The sequence below is a fragment of the Sphingomonas sp. DG1-23 genome (assembly GCF_030730875.1).
Taxonomy (GTDB): domain Bacteria; phylum Pseudomonadota; class Alphaproteobacteria; order Sphingomonadales; family Sphingomonadaceae; genus Sphingomonas.
On sequence record NZ_JAVAMA010000009.1, the window covers coordinates 81,179 to 101,073 of the forward strand.

The following is a 19,895-nucleotide window of genomic DNA, read 5'->3' on the forward strand; positions in this document are numbered from 1 at the left end:
TCAGGTCACACGTAAACCAGCGCGATCCATTCGGCGATCAGCGCGGGTTTGTCCTCGCCTTCGATCTCGAGGACATATTCCTGGACCTGCTCCCAGACGCCGGGCTTGCGCTCGGCGAATTTGAGCAGCTTGAAGCGGCCGCGGACGCGCTTGCCCGAGCGGACAGGCGTCAGGAAGCGGACTTTGTTGCCGCCATAATTGACGCCCATCTTCACGCCGTGAATCTTCGGCATATCGGTCTTCGCGGCGAGCATCGGCATCAAGGAGAGCGACAGGAAGCCGTGCGCGATGGTGCCGCCGAACGGCGTCTGCGCCGCGCGTTCGGGATCGACATGGATGAACTGATGGTCGCCGGTCGCCTCGGCGAAGCGGTCGATCATCGTCTGGGTCACCTCGACCCAATCGGACACGCGCTCGGTGCCGATGCTCCCGGCCATCTGCTCGACGGTGATCTCGTCCACCGCTGTCTCCCCGCGCCGGTTTCCATGGCGTTCGGCCGCCATCTAGAGAAACAACGGGGTGTGCCGCAAGCCTCACCCGACCGCGAATTTGAAAAAGCCGGGTGCCGTAACGTCGAGCGCTATACGGTTTCCGTCAGGAAGCGTCGTGGCTCCAAACCCGATCTTCGAAAATCGCGCCGCCAGCGCGAATCGCGGTCCCCGGGATCAGCCGCCGCCGTTGACGTGGAGGATGTTGTCGTCGGGATCGCGGAACCAGATTGCGCGGAAGTCGCCCTTCCGGTGGACGCCGTCGCGGACCTCGTCGAAGCCGTCGGGATATTCGTCGAGCGTGACGCCCTTGCCGCGCAGATCGGCGGCGATCGCTTCCACCTCGCCGCCGGCATCCCAGACCACGGCATTGGCCTTGTTGGTGCCGGCAAAAGCGCTCTTGTAGACGTTGAGCCGGGTGCTGCCGGTCCGGACCGCGAAGACGTCGCCATGATCCTCGGCGAGCGGCAAGCCGAGCGTTTCGGTGTAGAAGCGTTTCGCCGCCGCCATGTCGCGGCAGGGAAGGATCGCGGCGCTGTCGCTGTCCTTCAACACGGTTATTCCTCCTTTTCGATCGGCGGCACCGGGCGTTCGGGCGCCAGCAGGTTGAGTTGGGTCGGATAGGCGAAGGTGATCTTGTGCTCGCGGAAGCGCGCGAGGATCGCCGCGGCGACCTTGTCGCGCGCCTCGGGCGGGAAATCGCGGTCGTTCGACTCGAACTCGACATCGTAATCGAGCCCGCTGGCGCTGAACCCGGTCAGCCCGCCATGATTGAGCTTATAGCCCTCGCCTTCGACCGCTTCGCGCAGCAACCGGGGAAGCGTGTCGACCACTTCGGGCGGGGTATCATAGCCGAGGTTGAAGATGAACTTGAAGCGATTGCGGGTGCGATCGGTGGTGTTGAGGATCTCGTTGTCGAGCAATTTACGGTTGGAGACGATGCGCAATTCGCCCGCCGCGCCGCGCAGCCGGGTCGATTTGAGCCCGATCTGCTCGACCACGCCTTCGCTCGACCCGAATTTGATGTTGTCGCCGAGCCGGAAAGGCCGGTCGAAGATGATCGACAGCGCCGCGATCAGGTCGCCGAAAATGCCCTGCGCGGCGAGGCCGATGGCGATGCCGCCGATGCCGAGACCGGCGACGAGGCCGGTGACGTTGACGCCCAGATTGCTGAGCACCATCACCAGGGCGATCGCGAACAAAACGATCGAGACGAGCAGCCGGATGATGCCGAGCGCGCTCGCGAGGCCGGTCCCGGCATCGGCGCCGTGCGTGCGATGCTCGACCAGCCCGAAAATGACTTCGCGGACCCAGATCGCCGCCTGGAACACCGCCGCGATGGTGAACAGGAAGCGGACCGTGCTCTCGACCATCGGCGGCGCGCCAGCATAGCCCGACACCAGCCGCAGCGCGATCATCAGGATGAAGAAGTTGCTCGTCTTCGCGACGGCCCGGCCGAGGATCGAATACCAGTTCGCCACGCCTTCGCCGCGCTTGCACAGCCGCAAGCCCCATGCGCGCGCCGAATGCAATCCCAGCACGATGACCACGGCGATGCCGGTGGCGATCAGGATGTTGAGCCAGTGCGAATGCGCCCAGGCCCAGGAATCGTTGATCAGGGTCTCGGTCTGCGTGCGCAGATCGACATCGGGAAGAAGGGGGGCGGATTTGTTGGTCATGCGGAGATCAGGCTGCCTTGGCTTGCGGCGCGGCTTCGTCTTCGAGAAAGGCGATCAGACCGCGTTCGTAACGATTGAGGTAGCGGGTGGCGCGCGGCAGCCGCAAGTGCTCGCGGAACGCGGCCTGCGCCTCCTTGTCCCTGGCGAGTTCGATCAGCCGCGGATGGACATAGGATTTGCGCGCGATCGAGGGGGTATTGCCCAGCGCCTCGGTCACCGGCTCGAGCATTGATTTGATACCAAGATAAGATTTCGCGGCGGCGAGCGCCTCGAAGGCGATGACGCTGGCGCCCCAGGTGCGGAAATTCTTGGCGGTGAAATCGTCCTTCATCGCCTCGCGGATATAGCAATTGACGTCCGTCGAGGTGACCGGATGGCTCTCGCCCGCCTCGTCGACCCAGCGGAACAGGTGCTGGCCGGGCAGATCCTGGCAGCGCCTGACGAAGCTCGACAGCGTCCGGTCGGTGATCGTCATGACGCGCAGCTTGCCCGATTTGGCGCGGAACTGGAGCTTGAGCGTCTGGCCCTTCACCTTGACGTGGCGCTTGCGCAAGGTCGTCGCGCCGAAGCTCTTATTCTCCTGCGCATAGGCCTCGTTGCCGACCCGAATCGTGCCGAGATCGAGCAGGCGGACCACCGCGGCGACGGCCTTCTGCTTGCAGAGGCCGCGCAGCTTGAGGTCGGCCTCGACGCGTTCGCGAAGCTTGGGCAGGCGATGGCCGAAGCCGGCGCAACGATCGTACTTCGCCGCCTCCTGCGCCTCGCGGAAGCCGGTGTGATAGCGATATTGCTTGCGGCCCTTGTCGTCCCAGCCGACCGCCTGGATGTGGCCGGCGGGATCGGGGCAGAACCAGGCGTCGACATAGGCCGGGGGCAGGCCGACCTTGTTGAGCCGGTCGATTTCGTCGCGATCGGTGATCCGCTCGCCGTCCGGGCCCCAATAGCCCCAGCCGTGGCGAACCTTGCGCCGCGTGATGCCCGGTTCCTGATCATCGACATAGACGATGGCGTCGAGCGTCATCGGGCCTCCTCGCTTGTCGCACTGAATGCGCGGCCCATCGCTTCGTTCCGGAACCTGCACGGGGTTGCACAGGTTTGGCGTCCAACTCCCCAGGAAATAAGAGGAACCTCCCATATGGCCGATCTGTCCCGGGCGCGCGTGCTGATGCTCGCCACCGACGGTTTCGAACAATCCGAGCTGTTCGAGCCGCGCAAGGCGCTGCTCGACATGGGCGCCGCAGTGACGCTCGCGTCACTCGCGTCCGACCCGATCACCGGGGAGAAAGGCGGCGAGAAAGGCGAGAGCATCACCCCCGACGCCGTGATCGTGCAGGTCGAGCCCGCCGATTATGACGCGCTGGTGCTGCCCGGCGGAGTCGCCAATCCGGACAAGCTGCGCATGGACAGGCGCGCGGTGGAGATCGTCCGCGAATTCTTCGAGGCCGACAAGATCGTCGCGGCGATCTGCCACGCGCCGTGGCTGCTGATCGAGGCCGATGTGGTCGACGGACGCCGCGCGACGAGCTGGCCGTCGGTGCGGACCGACCTCGCCAATGCCGGCGCCAGCGTGCTCGACGAGCCGGTGGTGGTCGATCGCAAGCTGATCACCAGCCGCAAGCCCGCCGATATTCCTGCCTTCAATCGCGCGATCATCGACTGCCTGCAGTCGGAGCTCGCCGAGGCCGCCTGAACGGCAGCCGATTGAGCCAGCGCTGCGCGGGGCGCTCTATCGCGTGGTAGAGCGCCGCCGAGCTGGCCAGCACCAAGACGAGATAGGCGGCGATCAGCGGCCAGCGCACGGCGTCCGGATCGTCGACGAAGGCGAGCTTGAACGCGAACCAGAGCAGGAAGTGGCTGAGATAGGTCGCGTAGCTGATCTCGCCGAGATAGTGCAGCGGCGCGACCTCGAGCGGGTTGCGCGGCCGCCCGGCGCTGAGCGCGAGGGCGAGCAGCAAGCCGGCGAAGGCGGCGGGGACCGCCAGCGTCTCGGGGAGCGGGCCCGCGATCCAGCCGCCGAGCAGCAGCGCCGCCAATGCGAAAGCGAGCAGCGCCGGGGTGCGCCACCGGTCGCGCCAGTGCAGCCACAGCGCGCCGACCGCGGTTCCGCAGGCGAATTCGAGGATGCAGCGGAGCAGCCCGAGCCGCGGGATCCGCTCGCCGAGGCCGATCGTGCCATAGGCTGCGAAGACGACCTGCAGCAGCATCAGCAATGCGGCGAGCGCGGCGAGGATCGCGGGGGTGGGCACCCGGCGCCAGTCGATCGTCAGGACTAGCAGCGGGAACAACAGATAGGCGGCGAGCTCGCACGAGATCGACCAGGCCGGGTCGTTCCACGCGAGTTCCGATGTGAAACCCCAATTCTGGAGCAGAGCCAAATGCAGCGGCAGTTCGGCGAGCGGGAATTGCGGGGTCTCGCGGCCGGTCGCCGCGAGTGCGAGCGCGAGGCACAGGCCGAAGCCGAGCATGACGAGGTGCAGCGGCCAGATCCGGGCGATGCGGCGCCGGAGGAATTCGGGGATCGCCGCCGGGCCGCCGCCGCGCAACCGCTCCGACCAGCTGATCCAGATGACGAAGCCCGAGAGCAGGAAGAAGAAGTCGACCGCGAGATAGCCCTTGTCGAGCACCGCGCCGATCGGGCCGGGCAGGGCAGGCAGCGACTGGCGGATGTGGAACAGCACCACCAGCCACGCCGCGATTCCGCGCGCCGCGGTGAGCGCCCGCAGCTCGGTCTTCACGCGAGCGCGGCCCTGGGCTTGCGCAGCGGCCGCCACGCACTCTCGGCGCGCTTGCGGGCGCAATAGGTGTCGAGCCCGATCTGCGCGCCGATCAGCATATAGACGAAGGGCTGGAAGGCGATCGCGATGAACACCGCGCCGAGCAGGTAGATGACGTGCGCGCTCTGCAGCGCCGAGGCCAGCGGCGCGATCCATTCCTGCCCGGGCTCGGGCTTGCGATAGCGGCGGCGCAGCACTTCCATGCGGAACAGTCCGGCCAAATTGATCAGCAGCCAGATCGCGAGGCCGGGATAGCCCTGCTCGCCGAGCATTTCGAAATAGGCGCTGTGATAGGCGCGCGCCTTGTCGACCTCGAGGCTGCGATCGACCTTGGCCTGGCCGCCATCCTCGGTCACCGCGACCTTCTCGTAGCGGATCTGGTTCTGGCGATAGGCCTCGAACCCGCCGCCCATCGGGTGGGTCTTCACATAGTCCATCGTCCATTGCCACACGGCGAGCCGCGTCGAGGCCGAGGCATCGGCCTGATAGGTCTTGATCGTCCCCATCCGCTCGGTGAACGAGGAGGGGAGGAAGGGCACCGCGGCGAGCCCGAGACAGCCCAGAGCGGCGAGATAGACGAACTTGCGCTTCGTATCGCGGATCATCAGCAAGGCGAGCAGCCCGATGCAGAGCAATCCGGTGCGGGTCGAGGTGCCGACCGGGATCAGCAGGCAGGCGAAGACCAGGGCGTAGCAGAAGGTCTTCACCCGCCAGTCGGGGGCGAAGATCGTGCCGTGGCGGGTGAACCAGACGATCAGCGGGATGATCGCGATCGCCACGGTGGAGATGGTAGAGCCTTCGTACAGGCCCGAATTGTTGGTCACCATCAAATTGAGCTCGCCATAGCCGCCGCCCGACCCGACGGTCTTGATCCCGCCGACGATGATGATCGACGCGGCCGACAGCACCATGAACAGCAGCAAGGATTCGAGCCGCAGCCGGGTGCGCAGGGTCAGCGGCAGGAAGGCGGCGAAGGCGAGCGCCTTCCACACCCATTCCCATTTGTCCTTCGCCTCGAGCGGGAAATCGGCGTGGAGCGTGGTGTAGAAGCAATAGCCGAGCAGCAGCACGATCAGGAACTGGCGCGGGGCGACGCGGACGTCCTTCTTGTCGTCGAAGACGAACCAGCCCGCGACCGCCAGCGCGACGGCGATCATCGAGATCGGCACCGAATTGAGCAGCAAATAGGTCAGCCGCTGGGGCGAGACGATGTCGATATAGGCGTAAGCGAGCACGAACAGGAACGGCCGGCGAAACCCGGTCGCCAGCAAGGCCGCCAGAAATGCGATGAAGGCGAGATCACGCACCGGGCTTGCCCCAGCGGCTTTTCTTCGGAGTGGCGGGCTGGTCGTTCGGCCCGGGCTCGCGATCGAGATCGGGGCGGCGCAGCAGCAGGAACGCCGCGAGCAGCATCAGCCCATGCGAGAGCCCGAGCGATAGATTGTCGATCATGTCAGCCCGCGGCGCTCCTTCCGGCACGCGGTGTAGCGGGGTTCGGTTGATGGGGCGTAAACTAGGGCGACGGCCGGCGCGGATCGCGCGATCGATCGGGAGTCTTCGCCGGAAGTTGTCAAAATGTCTGCCCGGCGCGGATCCTCTGCGTAGCAAGTTCGGGCAAGTTGCTGATCTCCCGAACGAATGTTCGAGCTGCATTGGGCGGCATCCGGTCGACGCGACGCCCCGGCGTCGACGACGCGACCATGAGGCGCCGGCTTGGCGACGCCGGGGCCACGCCTGCGCGCATTGCCTGACGGCGGATGCGGGGAATCGGTCCGACGATGTCAAAGGGCTCGGCCGGGCCGCGCCGAGGGCTACGGAAGCAGGCGAAATCCTATATTGCAAGGGCAGGGTATCCTCGCCGGCGAAGCGATCCGCGCCCGCGCTTCGAACGGTGGGAAGTGAGTGGTTTGCTGGCAGGCACCTATCAAGACACACGCCAGTCTAAGCGGACGCTTGTTCGACCGGTCGAGCCGAAACAATGCGCTGAGATCCGGTCGACCGCGCCGATTTGCTCTTTCGTGAGTCTGACGGTCTTAGGGAGATAGCTATTAAAATTTGCCACCCCCAGCGCAGCTGCCGTTGCACCCGCCGCCTCTGGGCTGAGGCCTAGGTACCGGCCGAGCGGCAGGCGGAGGTGCTGGCTGACTTGCCGCCCGGTCGCGTTGAACGTAGGAGCTGAGAGCTGGGCGCATGCCGCTAATCCGAGGGCGATCGAACATCTTTTCGTCCATATCTCCATCTCGGTAAGCCGCATGTGCCTCCAAAGCCGCGTCCGTAACGCGGCTATGAGCCTGCATAATAGCGTCGCGGTCTGCCGCAGCACGTTGAACGGTGGCCTGATCAAACTCGTCCGGGTTCGCTGCCACGTACGCCGCATCTCGGATCGCGTTGTCGAGATAGGCAAAGGTGATCTCTACCTCATCCACGAATTGATGCCGCTTCAACAGCTCCCTGTTATTTACGAAATTAAGTGGGCTCCCTCTGAGTGAGAGTCGATCAATCGGAGTATAGCCTATCGCAGTCGCATAAGACGCCCTCGAGTCGTCTCCGAGAAAGTCTGCTATGATCCGCTGCGCTTCTTCAGCCGTGTAGGCGCGAGGCACGCCCGAAGCGTCGAGCCCAGAGATGCTGATCTCCACCTGCTTGTGCGACTGCGCGGATTGCACGATTTCAGCGTAGGACGCTTTACCACTCACTAGCTTGCCGTAGGACGCGGAAAGGGAACCTTTTAGGTCACTCTTGTCTTGGCGCGATCGTGTGGAAAATTTCATATCAATTAACAATTCAGACGCCGGTATGAGATGCGAAATATAGGTATCTCCAAACTGATGAAGAAGGCGATCATGATCGCGATGATTTCGACGCAGAATTTTCTCTGCTTCCGGCGAAAGCGCCGCCGTCTCTGGTTTAATATAAATTGCCTTACGATACTTTTTAACTATAGCGCATATGTTAATAGAGTAACTATCCGTTGTCACATCGTTACTGCTAGCAAACTTGCCGCCGCTCTTGAAGAGGCCGTATCGCCCTTTTGCCTTGGCGGATCTGCTTATGACTGAGTTGAACTCCTCCTGGGTCTCAGTCATGTGATATCTAAGCGTATTCGGCCGGTAGTCCTCGTGAGCCACAACTGTGGTTTCGACCGCTTCGCCAGATACCATGTGGCGCATCTCCTCCCCGAACGCGCTGTCAAAACCTAGGCCAAGTTGGCGAACTGGCTCAGGCGCCACTCGTGAAGACTTCATCGGCGAGTGACTCGCAGGCACGACCAAGGCCTGATGATCGGCGTCGAAAGTTGGACTCCCAATTGCCCCATCCGTTGAACGGTTGGAAACGTCGGTGTCCATGTTTTCCTCAGTTCCGGATGAACATGCAGATAGCAACCCTCCGATCGTGGCTCCACCAACCACAGATATGAACACCGACCGCCGTGTGACCATTTGTCCCTTCCTATGCGATCTGGAGATAGTTACACGGATTCTCAGAAGTTGTAAGATGATTTGACGTGATAATTTATATGGAGCATTCGCCGGTGGAAGGATGTAGCTAGCAGCCATGCTTCGTGCTATTGCTGTTTAGGATATGATTAACTTCAGGCCCAGTTCGCATGACGGATCCTGAAGCCGAGACTGCTGTCCGTGAACGCGGATCGGCTCGTATGACAAACATTGGGGCGTCCACCCACTTGGCGCATGCTATTGTCCCGGCGAATGTCGGAGATCGGGTGGTTGGCCGAGCGGTGGCTTTGGCGGCGAAGGCACCGACGGCTGCTGCCCGGTCAGGCAGCCGCGCGGGCGCGGCCGATGATCTTGAACGATCCAGCTGTCCCCGAGCGCCCGCCGGTGAAGCGTCCGGCTACAATGGCCCTTGACGCTTAACTCTACATATGTTGCATTCGGGCATGGCTCGAAAGCGACAACCGTCGAAGCAGATGCGCTTCCTCCTCGATGCGCTGTCCGCGCAACGTCAGCAATGGCGGCATGGATATGATCTGATGAAGGAGACGGGCCTCTCGTCCGGCACGCTGTACCCGCTGCTGATGCGGATGACCGAGCAGGGGCTCGTCGAGGCCGAATGGCGAGAGCCTTCGCAGCCCGGCCGGCCTGCGCGCCACGCGTACCGGCTGACCGCTGCCGGTTTCGCGTTGGCGCTGGAGGTGTCCGGCGATCGTGGGACCTTCCCTTTCGGCGGAGCGCTCGCATGAAGATGGCGGTGGCGCGCGCGGTGATGGCGCTGGCCGTTTGTTGCCTCGGCGAAAGCCGCCGGCAATGGTCGCTTGCCATGCAGGTCGAGTTCGAGGCGGCGGCGGCGGACGGAAAACCGCTGCTGTTCGCGATCGGCTGCCTTGCGGCAGCCGGACGGGAGATGCTGACGCGGGAGGAAGGCCGCTTCGTCCTGACGAGCTACGCGCTGGCGCTCGGCCTGATGCTGCCGATGGCCACCCTTCAAATCGGATGCGCGGTGCTCGGCCTTCCCTATCTCTATGCAGGGCAGAGCGGGCTTCGCGGCGCGCTGCTGCAAGGGGGCGCGCAGGAAGCCCTGCTGCGCGGCGTCTATCAGGCGGCCGTGCCTTCGCTCTCGCTTCTCCTGCTCTTGCTCGCGCTCGGGCATCTTCGCATTGCCTGGGCGATGCTGGAGCGGGACTGGCCGCGCGTCAGGCGCGCGGGCATGCTCACGCTGGCGGCCGCTGCGACGCTCATCCTCTTCATGGGCACGCTCTTCCTCGACAGCACGCAGGCGGTGCTGCAGGCGGCAATTCTGGCGATCGAGCTGGCGACTTTGTCGGTCGTGATGCGGTGGCACGCGCAGCTCTTTCGCCCGGTCCCGGCGGAAGATCCGGGTTCCTGAATCGAATGCCGCTGCCGGCAATCGCTCTCGCCGGCACCGCCTTTGCAAGCGCACGATCGCAAACCTTGCCCTGAGAGAAACAGGAGAGACGCCGCATGCCCAGTCCTCGTCCCCGCTCGATCGCGCTTTGCCTCGGTGCGGCCGCCGCGCTGATCGCCTGCGGCAATGCCGTTGCGCAGCCCGGCGAACCGCGCTGCCCGGTTCCGGCCGCGGCAGCCGGCGGACCGAGCAATGCGCATAGCCGGTTCGTCGAGGCGAACCTCAATCCGCCGGTGGTCCAGCCGGGCGCCAGGCCCCATAGCCTGGCCGAGCGGATGCGCGCCTATAACGTGCCGGGGATCAGCGTGGCGGTCATTCACCGCGGCAAGCTGGCATGGGCGCGGGGCTGGGGCTTGCGCGATACCGCCAGTTGCGCGCCGGTCACGCCGGATACCGCGTTTCAGGCGGCATCGATCAGCAAGCTCGCCACCGCGGTCATCGCGCTGCGGCTGGTCGAGCAGGGGAAGCTCGGGCTCGACCGGGACATCAACCGGTTCCTGCGTTCGTGGCAGCTGCCCCGCGATCCGGAGCGCGCACCCGACGGCGTGACGCTTCGCCAGTTGCTGAGCCACACTGCCGGGCTCGGGATCCATGGCTTCGCCGGATACACGCCCGACGCGGACTTGCCGACGCCCGCACAGATTCTCGACGGCACGCCGCCGGCCAATAGCGGAGCCGTACGCAGCACCCAGCCTGCGGGCGGGCAATGGACCTATTCGGGCGGCGGTTACGTGCTGACCCAGCTCGCGCTGTCGGACGTGAGCGGGACCCCTTTCGAGATGCTCGCGCAGCGCGAACTGTTCGACCCGCTCGGGATGACGCGCAGCGCCTATGCGCAGCCGCCGTCCGCGACGATCCTCGCCGACATCGCCTCCGCGCATGCCGGGGGCGTTCCGATACCCGGCAGATTTCATGTCTATCCCGAGCTCGCCGCCGCGGGGCTGTGGACGAACGCGGCCGATCTCGCGCGACTGCTGATCGACGTGCAGGCGGCCGCGGCAGGCGGGGAAGGCCACCGTCTGTCGCCGGCGATGGCGCGTGCGATGCTGACGCCGGTCATGGGCAATTGGGGCATGGGCGCGGCGCTCTATTCGAACGGCGCCCGACGCTTCGGACATGACGGACTGAACGAAGGCTTCCAGTCTTCCATGATCGCCTATGTCGACGGAGGCGACGGCATCGTGGTTCTCGCCAATAGCGGCCAAAGCAGAAGGCTGATCGACGAAATCGTCCGCGCGATCGCGACCGATTATGGCTGGACCGACATCGCCGCGCCCGCCGTCGCGGCGAAAATGTTGACGCACGCCCAGCTCGAGCGGGTTGCGGGCACCTTCGCCGGGGGCGGGCTTTCGGTCGTCCTCGAGGCGCGAGCCGAGGGGCTCTTCGCCGACACGGGCGGACCGCATGCCGAACGACTGGTCGCGCTCTCGGCGACGCGCTTTTTCTCGGACGCAACCGGAATCGTCGCGGAGTTCGCGCCCGATTATTCGAGCTTCGACATCGTCGAGGGCGGCCCGCCGATCAAACTCGTCCGTTCGAAGCCATAGGCCTCGCGGCCTGGAAGGCGGCGCTGACGGCGTATCGCGAACGGCGACGCGTTCCGCGGTATTCGCTCGCCCTGTCTCGAGAGCCGGTCCGAGCAATCCCGAGAGAGAAACAGGGTGTCACTTTCGCTTGCGTCGCGGCGGACGCACCCGCTTGCGATTGCGTATCGCGTGCCGCACGCGGAGGACGAACACGACACCCCAGCCGATCGCGAGGAGCAGGCTGCTTATCGGGCCGTATTGACTGTTCATTTCGACGAAGCACGCGCTTGCGCCGCATCACCTTCGTCGGCCACCCGCCGCGCCTTGCCCTCACCAACATCCATGCCGGTGCAGTGCACGTTCGCGGCGACGATCACAACTCAGGTGTCGGCCGTCGGCATCCGGCGTCCGCGTACGATCCGGTTGACGCGGCGTTAAGTGGTCGCGTGGCAGGGGAGGGAGCATGCGGATCCTCCATGTCCTCGATCACGGCCTGCCGCTCCACAGCGGCTATACCTTCCGCACCCGGGCGATCCTCAAGGCGCAGATGGCGCGGGGGTGGGACGTCGCGGCGGTGACCGGGTGCCGGCACGGCAAGTTCGACGCCGACGAGGAGACGATCGACGGGATCCGCTTCCACCGCACGCCGCGGGTGAATTCGGGACCGCCGGTGCTCGGCGAGCTGCGCGAAGTCGCGGCATTCGCGCGGCGGATCGAAGATGTGGCGCGCAAGTGGCGGCCGGACGTCCTCCACGCCCATTCGCCGGTGCTCGATGCGATGGCGGCACAGCGCGTGGCGGACCGGCTCGGCCTGCCTTTGGTCTATGAGATCCGCGCTTTCTGGGAGGATGCCGCGGTCGGCAACGGCACCGGGCGCGAGGGCAGCCTGAAATATCGCGCGATCCGCGCGCTGGAGACGCGCGCGGTGCGCAAGGCCGATTCGGTGGCGGTGATCTGCGATGGCCTCAAGCGCGACCTCGTCGCGCGCGGGATCGACGCAGGCAAGATCTTCGTCTCGCCCAACGGCGTCGATCTCGCGCTGTTCGGCGAGCCGCCGGCCCGGGATCGGGCGCTCGCGCGCGAGCTCGGCATCGCGGGCGCCGAGACGATCGGATTCATCGGCAGCTTCTACGATTATGAAGGGCTCGACGGGCTGATCGATGCGATGCCCGCGCTGATCGCGGCGCGCCCCTCGATCCGGCTGATCCTCGTCGGCGGCGGGCCGATGGACGCGGCGCTGCGGGCGCGGGCCGCGGCGTCCCCGGTGGCGGATCGCGTGCATTTCGTCGGCCGCGTGCCGCATCAGGAAGTCGAGCGCTATTACAGCGTGATCGACGTGCTGGTCTATCCGCGCAAGCGGATGCGCCTCACCGATCTGGTCACTCCGCTCAAGCCGCTCGAGGCGATGGCGCAGCGGCGGCTGGTGGCGGCGTCGGATGTCGGCGGGCACCGCGAACTGATCCGCGACGGCGACACCGGCACCCTGTTCGCGCCCGACGATCCGTCGGCGCTCGCCGGCGCGGTGGCGCGGCTGTTCGCCGATCGCGACCAATGGGATGCCCGGCGGGCGCGGGCGCGCGGCTTTGTCGAGGAAGAGCGCAACTGGGCGGTCAACGTCGCGCGCTATCAATCTGTTTACCAGAATCTGACAGGGTCTCGCCTCATGAACGACTCGCGGTCGCACGCTTCTCTGGTGAACGCATGAATCTGCCCGGCACGCCCGTCATCGCCGGCGCGCTGGGCGGCGGCGTCGCGCTTGCCGCGCTGGCGGTGCCGATGCCGGTGCTCGAAGCGCTCGTGATGGGCAGCGGCCTTCCCGCGATCCTCGCCGCGGCCGAGCCGCCGCTCGGCTTCACTGCGCGCGCCGCGATCGCGTTGGGATCGGGGGGCTTTGTCGGGCTGTTCGGCTGGTTCGGCCTCGCGCTGACGCTCGGGCCGCGCTCCTCCATTCTTCAGGCGGACGACGACGCGTCCGACGCCATCGTGACGCCGGTGATCCGCCGTGCCGACGCGCATCCCGACGCGCCGCCGCGCCCGCCCTTGCTCGCCACCCGCGATCTGGGCGCGCCCTTCGATCCGCGGCCTGTCGTGGAACCTGCGCCGGTCGTGGTCGCGGTGCCTGCCGGCCCGGTCGAGCGCGCTTTGCCCAAGGACCTCGATCAGCCGCTGTCGGCCTTCGATCCCGAAGCGGTGCCCGACGTGCCGATGCCCGCGCCGGTGACGCCGCCGCCGCTGCGCCACGCATCGCGACCGCCGGTGTTCGACGCGAGCGAGCGCTTCGAGACTTTCGAACTCACTCCGGTCGGGCCCCGGCCTTCGCTCGTCGTCGACGATCCCGAGCCGGCGCCGCGCGAAGAGGCGATCACCCGGCCCGAGACCGAGGCGACCGTCCATGCGCTGCTCGAGCGTCTCGAGCGCGGCGTGGTGCGCAAGACGACCGCGGCGCCCTTGCCGCTGACCCCGCCGCGCGTCGAGCGCCGCGCGAAGCCGCGCGGCTTCGAGGACACGCTGGTGACGCTCCGTAATCTCGCCCAGCGGGCCTAGCGCTCCTCGACGGTGAGCGCCTCGAGCGCGACCGTTACCGTGTCGCCCTCGCGCGTCATCCGGACGACATCGATGTCGGCGACAAGATAGCCGCGTAGCGCGAATTCGGCCTCGTTCAGGCCGACCAGCCAGCAATCGAGCATCGGGCTCGGCGGCGCGACGAGCGTCAGCGCATGCCGCGCGCCGGTGAAGGTGGCGCTGGTCCAGCGAGTCCAGTCGGCGGTGGCGATCGCGACCGGGCAGCCCGCCGCCGCCGCCGCGGCGAGCAATGCGCGTTCGAGCTGGGTCGCCGCGTCGGGGCCCCGGCTCATCGCCCGGCCTCCTGTGCGGCGAGGAAGGCCTCCAGCCGTGCGACCGTGGGCGGGCGCAACTCGCGGCCGTTGCGCAGGTCGAAGACCAGCCGGGGGTCGCCCAGCGCCAGCTTGCCGAATTTGGTGGCGGGCATCTCCGTCCGCCGCAGGAACTTCTCGATCTTGCGATGCACCGACATGGGGCACTTCTCCTGTGCGAGTCGCTGATTATGATCCTGTTTTGTTCTTCATTTCCTACTTGTCTAGGAAAAATCCTATGGGTATAGCGGGACGATGGAACCGGCTGCGCAACGCGCCGCGCTGGAAGCGCTGATGGCGGAGCAGGGCGCCAGCTTCGCCGAACTGTCGCGCGTGATCGGGCGCAATCCCGCTTATCTTCAGCAATATGTCCGCCGCGGGAGTCCACGCGAGTTGGCCGAGCGCGACCGCGAATTGCTCGCGCGCTTCTTCGGCGTGCCCGAGGCGCAATTGGGCGGGCGAGAGGCCGAGGGGCTGACCGAGATCGCCCGGCTCGACGTGCGCGCCTCGGCCGGGCCGGGCCGGCTGGCCGAGGACGAAGCGCCACGGCGGCCTGGCGCGTTGTCGCAGGCGCTGTTGCGTGAACTTGGCGTGCGTCCTGCCGCGGCGTCGATGATCCGGGTCGAGGGCGAGTCGATGGAGCCGACGCTTTCGGACGGCGACGAGATCCTCGTCGACCGCGACCGCCGCGAGGTGCGCGGCAAAGGCGGCATCTTCGTGATCCGGCTCGACGGCGCGCTGATGGTCAAGAGGTTGCGGGTCGCGGTCGGCGGGGTGGAAGTGGTCAGCGACAATCCCGCCTGGCCGACGCGGCTGTGCCGGGGCGGGGAAGTGGAAGTGATCGGCCGGGTGGCGTGGCTGGGGCGGGCTTTGGTGTAAGGCTGCGCCCTTGCCGCACACCCGCGTTGTCGCCCCGGACCTGATCCGGGGTCCACCGTGCCGCAGGTGCCGGCGAAGAGCCTCCATCCTATCGCCGGGATGCACGGTGGGCCCCGGAACAGGTCCGGGGCGACAGAAGAGGAAGGTGCCCGTCTTCGCCGCCTGCTGCCATGCCCCCTAATCGAACCGCTTATGGCGGGTCGCTGCGGCATCTGGGAAAATTGCGCGCTACAGTCACAGGAGTAGGATATGCTCGCGATCGATGGCGGCGGCTCGGCCAGTGCCGCATTTGCGCGGCCCGTCACGCCGGTCGGCGGCCCCGACCCGAAACAGGTCGAGCGCGATTATCAGGTGCCCGACGACAAGGTGATCGAGTGGAGCCCGAGCCTGTTCGGGGCGATTCCGCTGGGCGGACTCGGCGGGACGCGGACGATCACCCAGACCGAGGGAAAATTGCTCGACAATCTGACCCGGGATCGCGGTTTCGTCGGGCTCAACACCTTCAAGAACATCGCCGACGAAGCGTTCTCGACCTCGGAGAAGCGGGTGCCGCCGCCGGGGACGATTCCCCCCGAGGCACAGCGCCAGATCGATGCGCTGCCGCCCGAGGAACGCGCTGCGGCCGAGCGCGCCTACCCCAAGAATGACGGCCATACCGACGCCTTCCGCCATGCCTATTGGAACGCCCGCCTCACCTCCGAGTTTGGCGAGAACTGGACGAAGCAGTTCACCACGGCGCATGAAGGGTTGCCCGGCAACGGCGCGGTGCGGGAGGCGATGGATTTGTACAATAACGAAGTCGGCCGTCGCATCGCGGTCGAGAATCCGGACGCCTCTCCCGAAGAGCTCGCCGATCTCGTCCAGAAGGCGCTCGACGATGGCGAATTGATGGTGGTCGACCGCAGCGGCCATCTCGCGCCCAGCGACGAAGTTGCGCGCGGCCAGCACGGCATGGCCGACCCGACGCCGGCGAACGGCGTGATCGGCACGCCCAAGGGCGATGCGAGCGCCAACGGTTCGTGACAAAGCGCGCCGTGCCGTTGATACTGACATTGGCACTGGCGCTGGCCGGCTGCGGAGGGGGGCAGATGGGTTTCGACAAAGCGGGCTGGGCGGCCGAGCGCGGCAATTACGACGGCGAGAGCCGGCGCGGCGGCATGGTGGCCCAGCTCGACGATGCCGGAATCGTCCCCGGCGCGCCGCGCGAGACGGTGCGCGCCTTGCTCGGCGAGCCCGATTCGACCGGGCCGGCGGCGGACATCTATTTCCTCGGCCGCAGCGCGACCGGGCCGACTTTCGAGAGCTATCGGATCGAATATGATTCCGCCGGCAAGGTCCGCGCAGCGCGCGTTCAGCGGGGTTAGGGCATGGGGCGGCGGGGCGCGAACCGCCGCTGATGGTGGAAAGCTGCCACTAGCGCAGGGGCGTCACCCCGGACTTGTTCCGGGGTCCACCGTGCCACAGAGGCGGTGCTCTCCACGTTGCTCCTCGTCCAGCCGCCTGGTGGACCCAGGCACAAGACCGAGGTGACGGAAGGCCTGCGCCCGTCAAGGGAGAATTCCCGGCAGGCGGCCTGGCATCCGCTTCGCAGATCGCGAACGGCCGGCGTGTTGTTGAGCCGACATCATTCCTCCTCCCTTGTGGGAGAAGGAAGAGGCCCGCTCGCTGAAATTGCCGCGGCCTAGCCCCGCCGGGTCCGCGCGCGATCGATCAGCCAGATTGCGAGCAGCAGGACCAGCCCCACGCCCAGCCCCGCGACGAAGCCGATCGAGGCCTGGCCGCGGCCGGCGCCGAGGATGGTGCCGGCGAGCAGGCTGATCGCGAGCAGGAAGCCGCCGGCCATCGGCGTGCGGGAAGGGGATTGTGCCATGCGCGGTCCTTATCCTGTCGCGCAGCCATGCGCCATGGTTACCGGCGCTTCACCTTGCTGAGCCGCGAAACCTTTAGATTCCTGTGAGAAAAGCGGCGCGTCGGTCCGCGGGGCCGCGCGTAGCCGGAGTCTCCATGGAACATCTGCCCTATCTTGCCGATACCCGCCAGGTCGCCGACGCCGCCGAACTGATCCGCGCGTTCGGCGAGGATGCGGGCTCCGAGGCGGCGGCGCGCGCCGATCGCAGCCGCGATCTGGGCAACCACGTGCATTTCTGCCGCTGGCGCCAGATCGAGCGGCTGGTGGTGCTGCTGTCGATCCCGCGCGCGGTGGGCACCATCCACTAGGCCGGCCGACCGGGATGGGGTCGTTGCGCCGGCAGCTTGTCCGTTCCGGCCTTGTATTTGATTGCAGGCGAGACCATCTTAAATGCGCTACAGTCGCATTTGAACGGTCTTTGGGCGCTTTGCGGCTCCTTTTTTCCTTCTCCTCGCCTCCGCAGCACGAGGTCCGCCCGAACGGGGCGCGCCGACCATAGAAGGAAATACCCATGAGCCAGCAGGGCACCGTCAAATTCTTCAACGCCGACAAGGGCTATGGCTTCATCGCCAGCGACAATGGCGGCCCGGACGCGTTCGTCCACATCACCGCCGTCGAGCGCGCAGGTCTGCGCACGCTCGATCAGAACCAGCGCGTGACCTATGATCTCGAGCCCGACAAGAAGGGCAAGATGGCCGCGGTGAACCTCCAGGCGCAGTAAGTTTGGGGCGGCGCCCGTGATTTGCGGGCGCCGCATCTCCTGACCTTGCTTTTGCGGAGAGACCCATGACCGATCTTGCTGTTACCTATCGCGGCTATGCCGACCGGGCGCAGGCCGATGCCGATGCCGCGACGCTCGAGAATGTGCGCGAGCGCAACCAGCGCGCCGCCCAGGCCTGGATGCAGATGGCCGAGCGCCAGGAGCGCACCGATCGCGGCCGTGCCGTGCGCGAAAGCGCCGCCGCCGCTGCCCGCGCCGAGCTCCATCCCGAGCAGCAGCCCAATTGAGGCCGGCCGGCCGCGCGCCGGCCCGGTTTTTGCCCAAGGAGCCTAAGCCGGATTCGTTGGTTGAGGCTGTCCCTCCAGGACGACCGGCGTAGCGATGACGTTTCCCCAGATTTTGTCGGTCGCAGTGCTCACCGGCATGATGCTGCTCTTCATCTGGGGCCGCTTCCGCTACGATCTCGTCGCCGTGATGGCACTGCTGGCGGCGCTGGCGGCGGGTATCGTCGACCCGAAACATGCCTTTAGCGGCTTTTCCGACGACATCGTCATCATCGTGGGCTCGGCGCTGGTGCTCTCGGGCGCAGTGCAGCGTTCGGGAGTGATCGAAGGCGTGATGCTGGTGCTGCAGCGCCGCGTGCGCCGGGTCCGCTCGCAATTGCTGCTGCTCAGCGCTTCGGTGGGTTTCGCCTCGGCGCTGGTCAAGAATATCGGCGCATTGGCGATGATGATGCCGGTCGCTTTCCAGATGGCGAAGCGTTCCAGCGTCACGCCCGCCGTGTTCCTGATGCCGATGTCGTTCGCATCGCTGCTCGGCGGGCTGATCACGCTGATCGGCACCTCGCCCAACATCATCGTCAGCCGGGTGCGCGAGGAGATGACCGGCGAACCGTTCGGGATGTTCGACTATGCCCCGGTCGGGCTGGGCCTGACCCTTGTCGGGCTGATCTTCCTGCGCTTCGCCTATCGGCTGCTGCCGCGCGGCCGCCGCGCCGTGCCGACGCTCGGCGAGGCGATGGACATCCAGGACTATGTCACGGAAGCGGAGATCCCTGCCGGATCGCCGGCGATCGACGAGACCGTGGCGGAGTTCCGCGAACGGCACGATCACGAAGTGACGGTCACCGCGATCCTGCGCGCCGGCATTCGCAGCACGCCCTTTCCCGACACCACGCTCAAGCCCGAGGATCTGCTGATCCTCGCCGGCGCGCCCGACGCGCTCGAGCGGGTGATCGCCGCCGACGGGCTCGAGCTCGAGGGGCAGCACCGCGACAAGCCCGAGGGGTCGGGGAGGGAAGTCGGCGTGCTCGAAGCTGTGATCGGCACCGACAGTCCGCTGATCGGGCGGACCGCCGGCCGGCTCGGGCTGCACGAGCGCTTCGGCGTCAATCTGATCGCCGTGTCGCGGCAGGGCGAGCGGCTGGCGACCCGGCTCGGCGACATCGAGCTCAGCGCCGGCGACGTCATCGTGCTGCAGGGACCGCTCCAGTTGCTGTTCGAGCGGCTCGGCGAGCTCGGCTGCCTGCCGCTCGCCGAGCGGGCCCTCCGGCTGGGCAGCGCGCGCAAGGGATTGCTGCCGCTGGCGATCCTCGCCGTGGCGATGCTGGCGACCGCGACCGGATATGTGCCGGTGGCGATCGCCTTTTTCGCGGCGGCGGCGCTGACGATACTCAGCGGCGCGCTGCCGGTGCGCGAGGCGTACGACCATATCGAATGGCCGATCCTGATCATGCTCGGCGCGCTGATCCCGGTGAGCGACACGCTGCGCACCACCGGCACGACCGAATTGATCGGCGATTGGCTCTCGCATTTCGCCGCGACCTTGCCGCCCTGGGGCGCGGTGGCATTGATCCTCGCCGCGGCGATGGCAGTCACGCCGTTCCTCAACAATGCCGCGACCGTGCTGGTGATGGCGCCGATCGCCGCGACCTTCGCGACCGGGCTCGGCTACCGGCCCGAGGCTTTCCTGATGGCCACCGCGGTCGGCGCGGGATGCGATTTCCTCACGCCGATCGGGCACCAGTGCAACACGCTGGTGATGGGCCCGGGCGGATACCGGTTCGGCGATTATGCCCGGCTGGGCGCGCCGCTTTCGCTGCTGGTGCTGGCGGTGGGCACCCCGCTCATCCTTTGGACCTGGCCGGTATAGGGAGCGGA

General features: G+C 66.6%; 24 protein-coding genes. 13 read left to right on the forward strand and 11 right to left on the reverse strand.

Features of this window, described 5'->3' with window-relative positions; all coding sequences use genetic code 11:
• Window positions 1–5: 5 nt before the first annotated feature.
• From Q9Q95_RS15035 to Q9Q95_RS15050, 4 genes are all read right to left on the reverse strand, one after another.
• Entirely contained in the window at window positions 6–437 is a 432-nt protein-coding gene (locus Q9Q95_RS15035; RefSeq protein ID WP_306098065.1) for a MaoC family dehydratase, read from the reverse strand.
• 228 nt (window positions 438–665) lie between these two features.
• Complete coding sequence (locus tag Q9Q95_RS15040; protein ID WP_306097953.1) at window positions 666–1,043, reverse strand: VOC family protein; 378 nt, start codon at window positions 1,041–1,043, stop codon at window positions 666–668.
• Window positions 1,044–1,045: 2 nt separating this feature from the next.
• Window positions 1,046–2,167 (reverse strand): mechanosensitive ion channel family protein, encoded by a 1,122-nt coding sequence (locus Q9Q95_RS15045; RefSeq protein ID WP_306097954.1) that lies wholly within the window; start codon window positions 2,165–2,167, stop codon window positions 1,046–1,048.
• Between the two features lie 7 nt (window positions 2,168–2,174).
• Window positions 2,175–3,188: a DNA topoisomerase IB gene (locus tag Q9Q95_RS15050; RefSeq protein WP_306097955.1), complete on the reverse strand. Its 1,014-nt coding sequence runs from the start codon at window positions 3,186–3,188 to the stop codon at window positions 2,175–2,177.
• A gap of 114 nt (window positions 3,189–3,302) precedes the next feature.
• On the opposite strand from Q9Q95_RS15050, the gene Q9Q95_RS15055 reads away from it, so the two are divergent.
• Window positions 3,303–3,857 carry a type 1 glutamine amidotransferase domain-containing protein gene (locus tag Q9Q95_RS15055; RefSeq protein ID WP_306097956.1) on the forward strand — a complete coding sequence of 185 codons (555 nt, stop codon included), beginning with the start codon at window positions 3,303–3,305 and terminating at the stop codon, window positions 3,855–3,857.
• Here the strand turns inward: Q9Q95_RS15055 and Q9Q95_RS15060 are convergent.
• The 4 genes from Q9Q95_RS15060 to Q9Q95_RS15075 form a co-directional block, all read right to left on the reverse strand.
• The gene (locus Q9Q95_RS15060; RefSeq protein ID WP_306097957.1) at window positions 3,817–4,902 is read right to left on the reverse strand and encodes an acyltransferase; all 1,086 of its coding nucleotides are present in this window, start codon (window positions 4,900–4,902) and stop codon (window positions 3,817–3,819) included. The two genes, Q9Q95_RS15055 and Q9Q95_RS15060, sit on opposite strands and share 41 nt — an antisense overlap.
• Window positions 4,899–6,248 carry a putative O-glycosylation ligase, exosortase A system-associated gene (locus Q9Q95_RS15065; RefSeq protein ID WP_306097958.1) on the reverse strand — a complete coding sequence of 450 codons (1,350 nt, stop codon included), beginning with the start codon at window positions 6,246–6,248 and terminating at the stop codon, window positions 4,899–4,901. The genes Q9Q95_RS15060 and Q9Q95_RS15065 overlap by 4 nt, the downstream gene beginning before the upstream one ends.
• Window positions 6,241–6,393, reverse strand: coding sequence for a hypothetical protein (locus tag Q9Q95_RS15070; RefSeq protein ID WP_306097959.1), 153 nt, complete (start codon window positions 6,391–6,393; stop codon window positions 6,241–6,243). The genes Q9Q95_RS15065 and Q9Q95_RS15070 overlap by 8 nt, the downstream gene beginning before the upstream one ends.
• Before the next feature lie 596 nt (window positions 6,394–6,989).
• Window positions 6,990–8,288, reverse strand: a complete 1,299-nt coding sequence (locus tag Q9Q95_RS15075; protein WP_306097960.1) for a hypothetical protein — start codon at window positions 8,286–8,288, stop codon at window positions 6,990–6,992.
• 584 nt (window positions 8,289–8,872) lie between these two features.
• Here Q9Q95_RS15075 and Q9Q95_RS15080 point away from each other — a divergent pair.
• The 5 genes from Q9Q95_RS15080 (at window position 8,873) to Q9Q95_RS15100 (ending at window position 13,898) form a co-directional block, all read left to right on the forward strand.
• On the forward strand, window positions 8,873–9,145 hold the full coding sequence (locus Q9Q95_RS15080; protein ID WP_306097961.1) for a PadR family transcriptional regulator: 273 nt from the start codon (window positions 8,873–8,875) through the stop codon (window positions 9,143–9,145).
• A complete protein-coding gene (locus Q9Q95_RS15085; RefSeq protein ID WP_306097962.1) occupies window positions 9,142–9,789 on the forward strand; it encodes a hypothetical protein in 648 nt (215 codons plus the stop codon). Before Q9Q95_RS15080 ends, Q9Q95_RS15085 begins: the two co-directional genes overlap by 4 nt.
• 95 nt (window positions 9,790–9,884) lie before the next feature.
• Entirely contained in the window at window positions 9,885–11,375 is a 1,491-nt protein-coding gene (locus Q9Q95_RS15090) for a serine hydrolase (protein WP_306097963.1), read from the forward strand.
• Between the two features lie 442 nt (window positions 11,376–11,817).
• Window positions 11,818–13,059: a TIGR04063 family PEP-CTERM/XrtA system glycosyltransferase gene (locus Q9Q95_RS15095; RefSeq protein WP_306097964.1), complete on the forward strand. Its 1,242-nt coding sequence runs from the start codon at window positions 11,818–11,820 to the stop codon at window positions 13,057–13,059.
• Entirely contained in the window at window positions 13,056–13,898 is an 843-nt protein-coding gene (locus Q9Q95_RS15100; protein ID WP_306097965.1) for a hypothetical protein, read from the forward strand. The genes Q9Q95_RS15095 and Q9Q95_RS15100 overlap by 4 nt, the downstream gene beginning before the upstream one ends.
• On the opposite strand, the gene Q9Q95_RS15105 is transcribed toward Q9Q95_RS15100, so the two are convergent.
• Together Q9Q95_RS15105 and Q9Q95_RS15110 are read right to left on the reverse strand one after the other, a co-directional pair.
• Window positions 13,895–14,209: a hypothetical protein gene (locus tag Q9Q95_RS15105; protein WP_306097966.1), complete on the reverse strand. Its 315-nt coding sequence runs from the start codon at window positions 14,207–14,209 to the stop codon at window positions 13,895–13,897. The genes Q9Q95_RS15100 and Q9Q95_RS15105 overlap by 4 nt on opposite strands.
• Complete coding sequence (locus Q9Q95_RS15110) at window positions 14,206–14,388, reverse strand: hypothetical protein (RefSeq protein ID WP_306097967.1); 183 nt, start codon at window positions 14,386–14,388, stop codon at window positions 14,206–14,208. Before Q9Q95_RS15110 ends, Q9Q95_RS15105 begins: the two co-directional genes overlap by 4 nt.
• A gap of 94 nt (window positions 14,389–14,482) precedes the next feature.
• On the opposite strand from Q9Q95_RS15110, the gene Q9Q95_RS15115 reads away from it, so the two are divergent.
• The 3 genes from Q9Q95_RS15115 to Q9Q95_RS15125 all read left to right on the forward strand — a co-directional run bounded on the left by Q9Q95_RS15115 (window position 14,483) and on the right by Q9Q95_RS15125 (window position 16,470).
• Window positions 14,483–15,106: a S24 family peptidase gene (locus Q9Q95_RS15115; RefSeq protein WP_306097968.1), complete on the forward strand. Its 624-nt coding sequence runs from the start codon at window positions 14,483–14,485 to the stop codon at window positions 15,104–15,106.
• A gap of 249 nt (window positions 15,107–15,355) precedes the next feature.
• Window positions 15,356–16,129 (forward strand): hypothetical protein, encoded by a 774-nt coding sequence (locus Q9Q95_RS15120; protein ID WP_306097969.1) that lies wholly within the window; start codon window positions 15,356–15,358, stop codon window positions 16,127–16,129.
• A 65-nt stretch (window positions 16,130–16,194) separates the two neighbouring features.
• Window positions 16,195–16,470, forward strand: a complete 276-nt coding sequence (locus tag Q9Q95_RS15125) for a hypothetical protein (protein WP_306097970.1) — start codon at window positions 16,195–16,197, stop codon at window positions 16,468–16,470.
• Window positions 16,471–16,787: 317 nt separating this feature from the next.
• On the opposite strand, the gene Q9Q95_RS15130 is transcribed toward Q9Q95_RS15125, so the two are convergent.
• Window positions 16,788–16,976: a hypothetical protein gene (locus tag Q9Q95_RS15130; RefSeq protein ID WP_306097971.1), complete on the reverse strand. Its 189-nt coding sequence runs from the start codon at window positions 16,974–16,976 to the stop codon at window positions 16,788–16,790.
• Window positions 16,977–17,110: 134 nt separating this feature from the next.
• Between Q9Q95_RS15130 and Q9Q95_RS15135 the strand changes: the two genes are divergently transcribed.
• From Q9Q95_RS15135 to Q9Q95_RS15150, 4 genes are all read left to right on the forward strand, one after another.
• Complete coding sequence (locus Q9Q95_RS15135; RefSeq protein ID WP_306097972.1) at window positions 17,111–17,323, forward strand: hypothetical protein; 213 nt, start codon at window positions 17,111–17,113, stop codon at window positions 17,321–17,323.
• A 203-nt stretch (window positions 17,324–17,526) separates the two neighbouring features.
• Window positions 17,527–17,736 (forward strand): cold-shock protein, encoded by a 210-nt coding sequence (locus Q9Q95_RS15140; RefSeq protein ID WP_306097973.1) that lies wholly within the window; start codon window positions 17,527–17,529, stop codon window positions 17,734–17,736.
• A gap of 65 nt (window positions 17,737–17,801) precedes the next feature.
• Window positions 17,802–18,023: a hypothetical protein gene (locus Q9Q95_RS15145; protein ID WP_306097974.1), complete on the forward strand. Its 222-nt coding sequence runs from the start codon at window positions 17,802–17,804 to the stop codon at window positions 18,021–18,023.
• A 94-nt stretch (window positions 18,024–18,117) separates the two neighbouring features.
• Complete coding sequence (locus tag Q9Q95_RS15150) at window positions 18,118–19,887, forward strand: SLC13 family permease (RefSeq protein ID WP_306097975.1); 1,770 nt, start codon at window positions 18,118–18,120, stop codon at window positions 19,885–19,887.
• The last annotated feature ends 8 nt before the right edge of the window (window positions 19,888–19,895 follow it).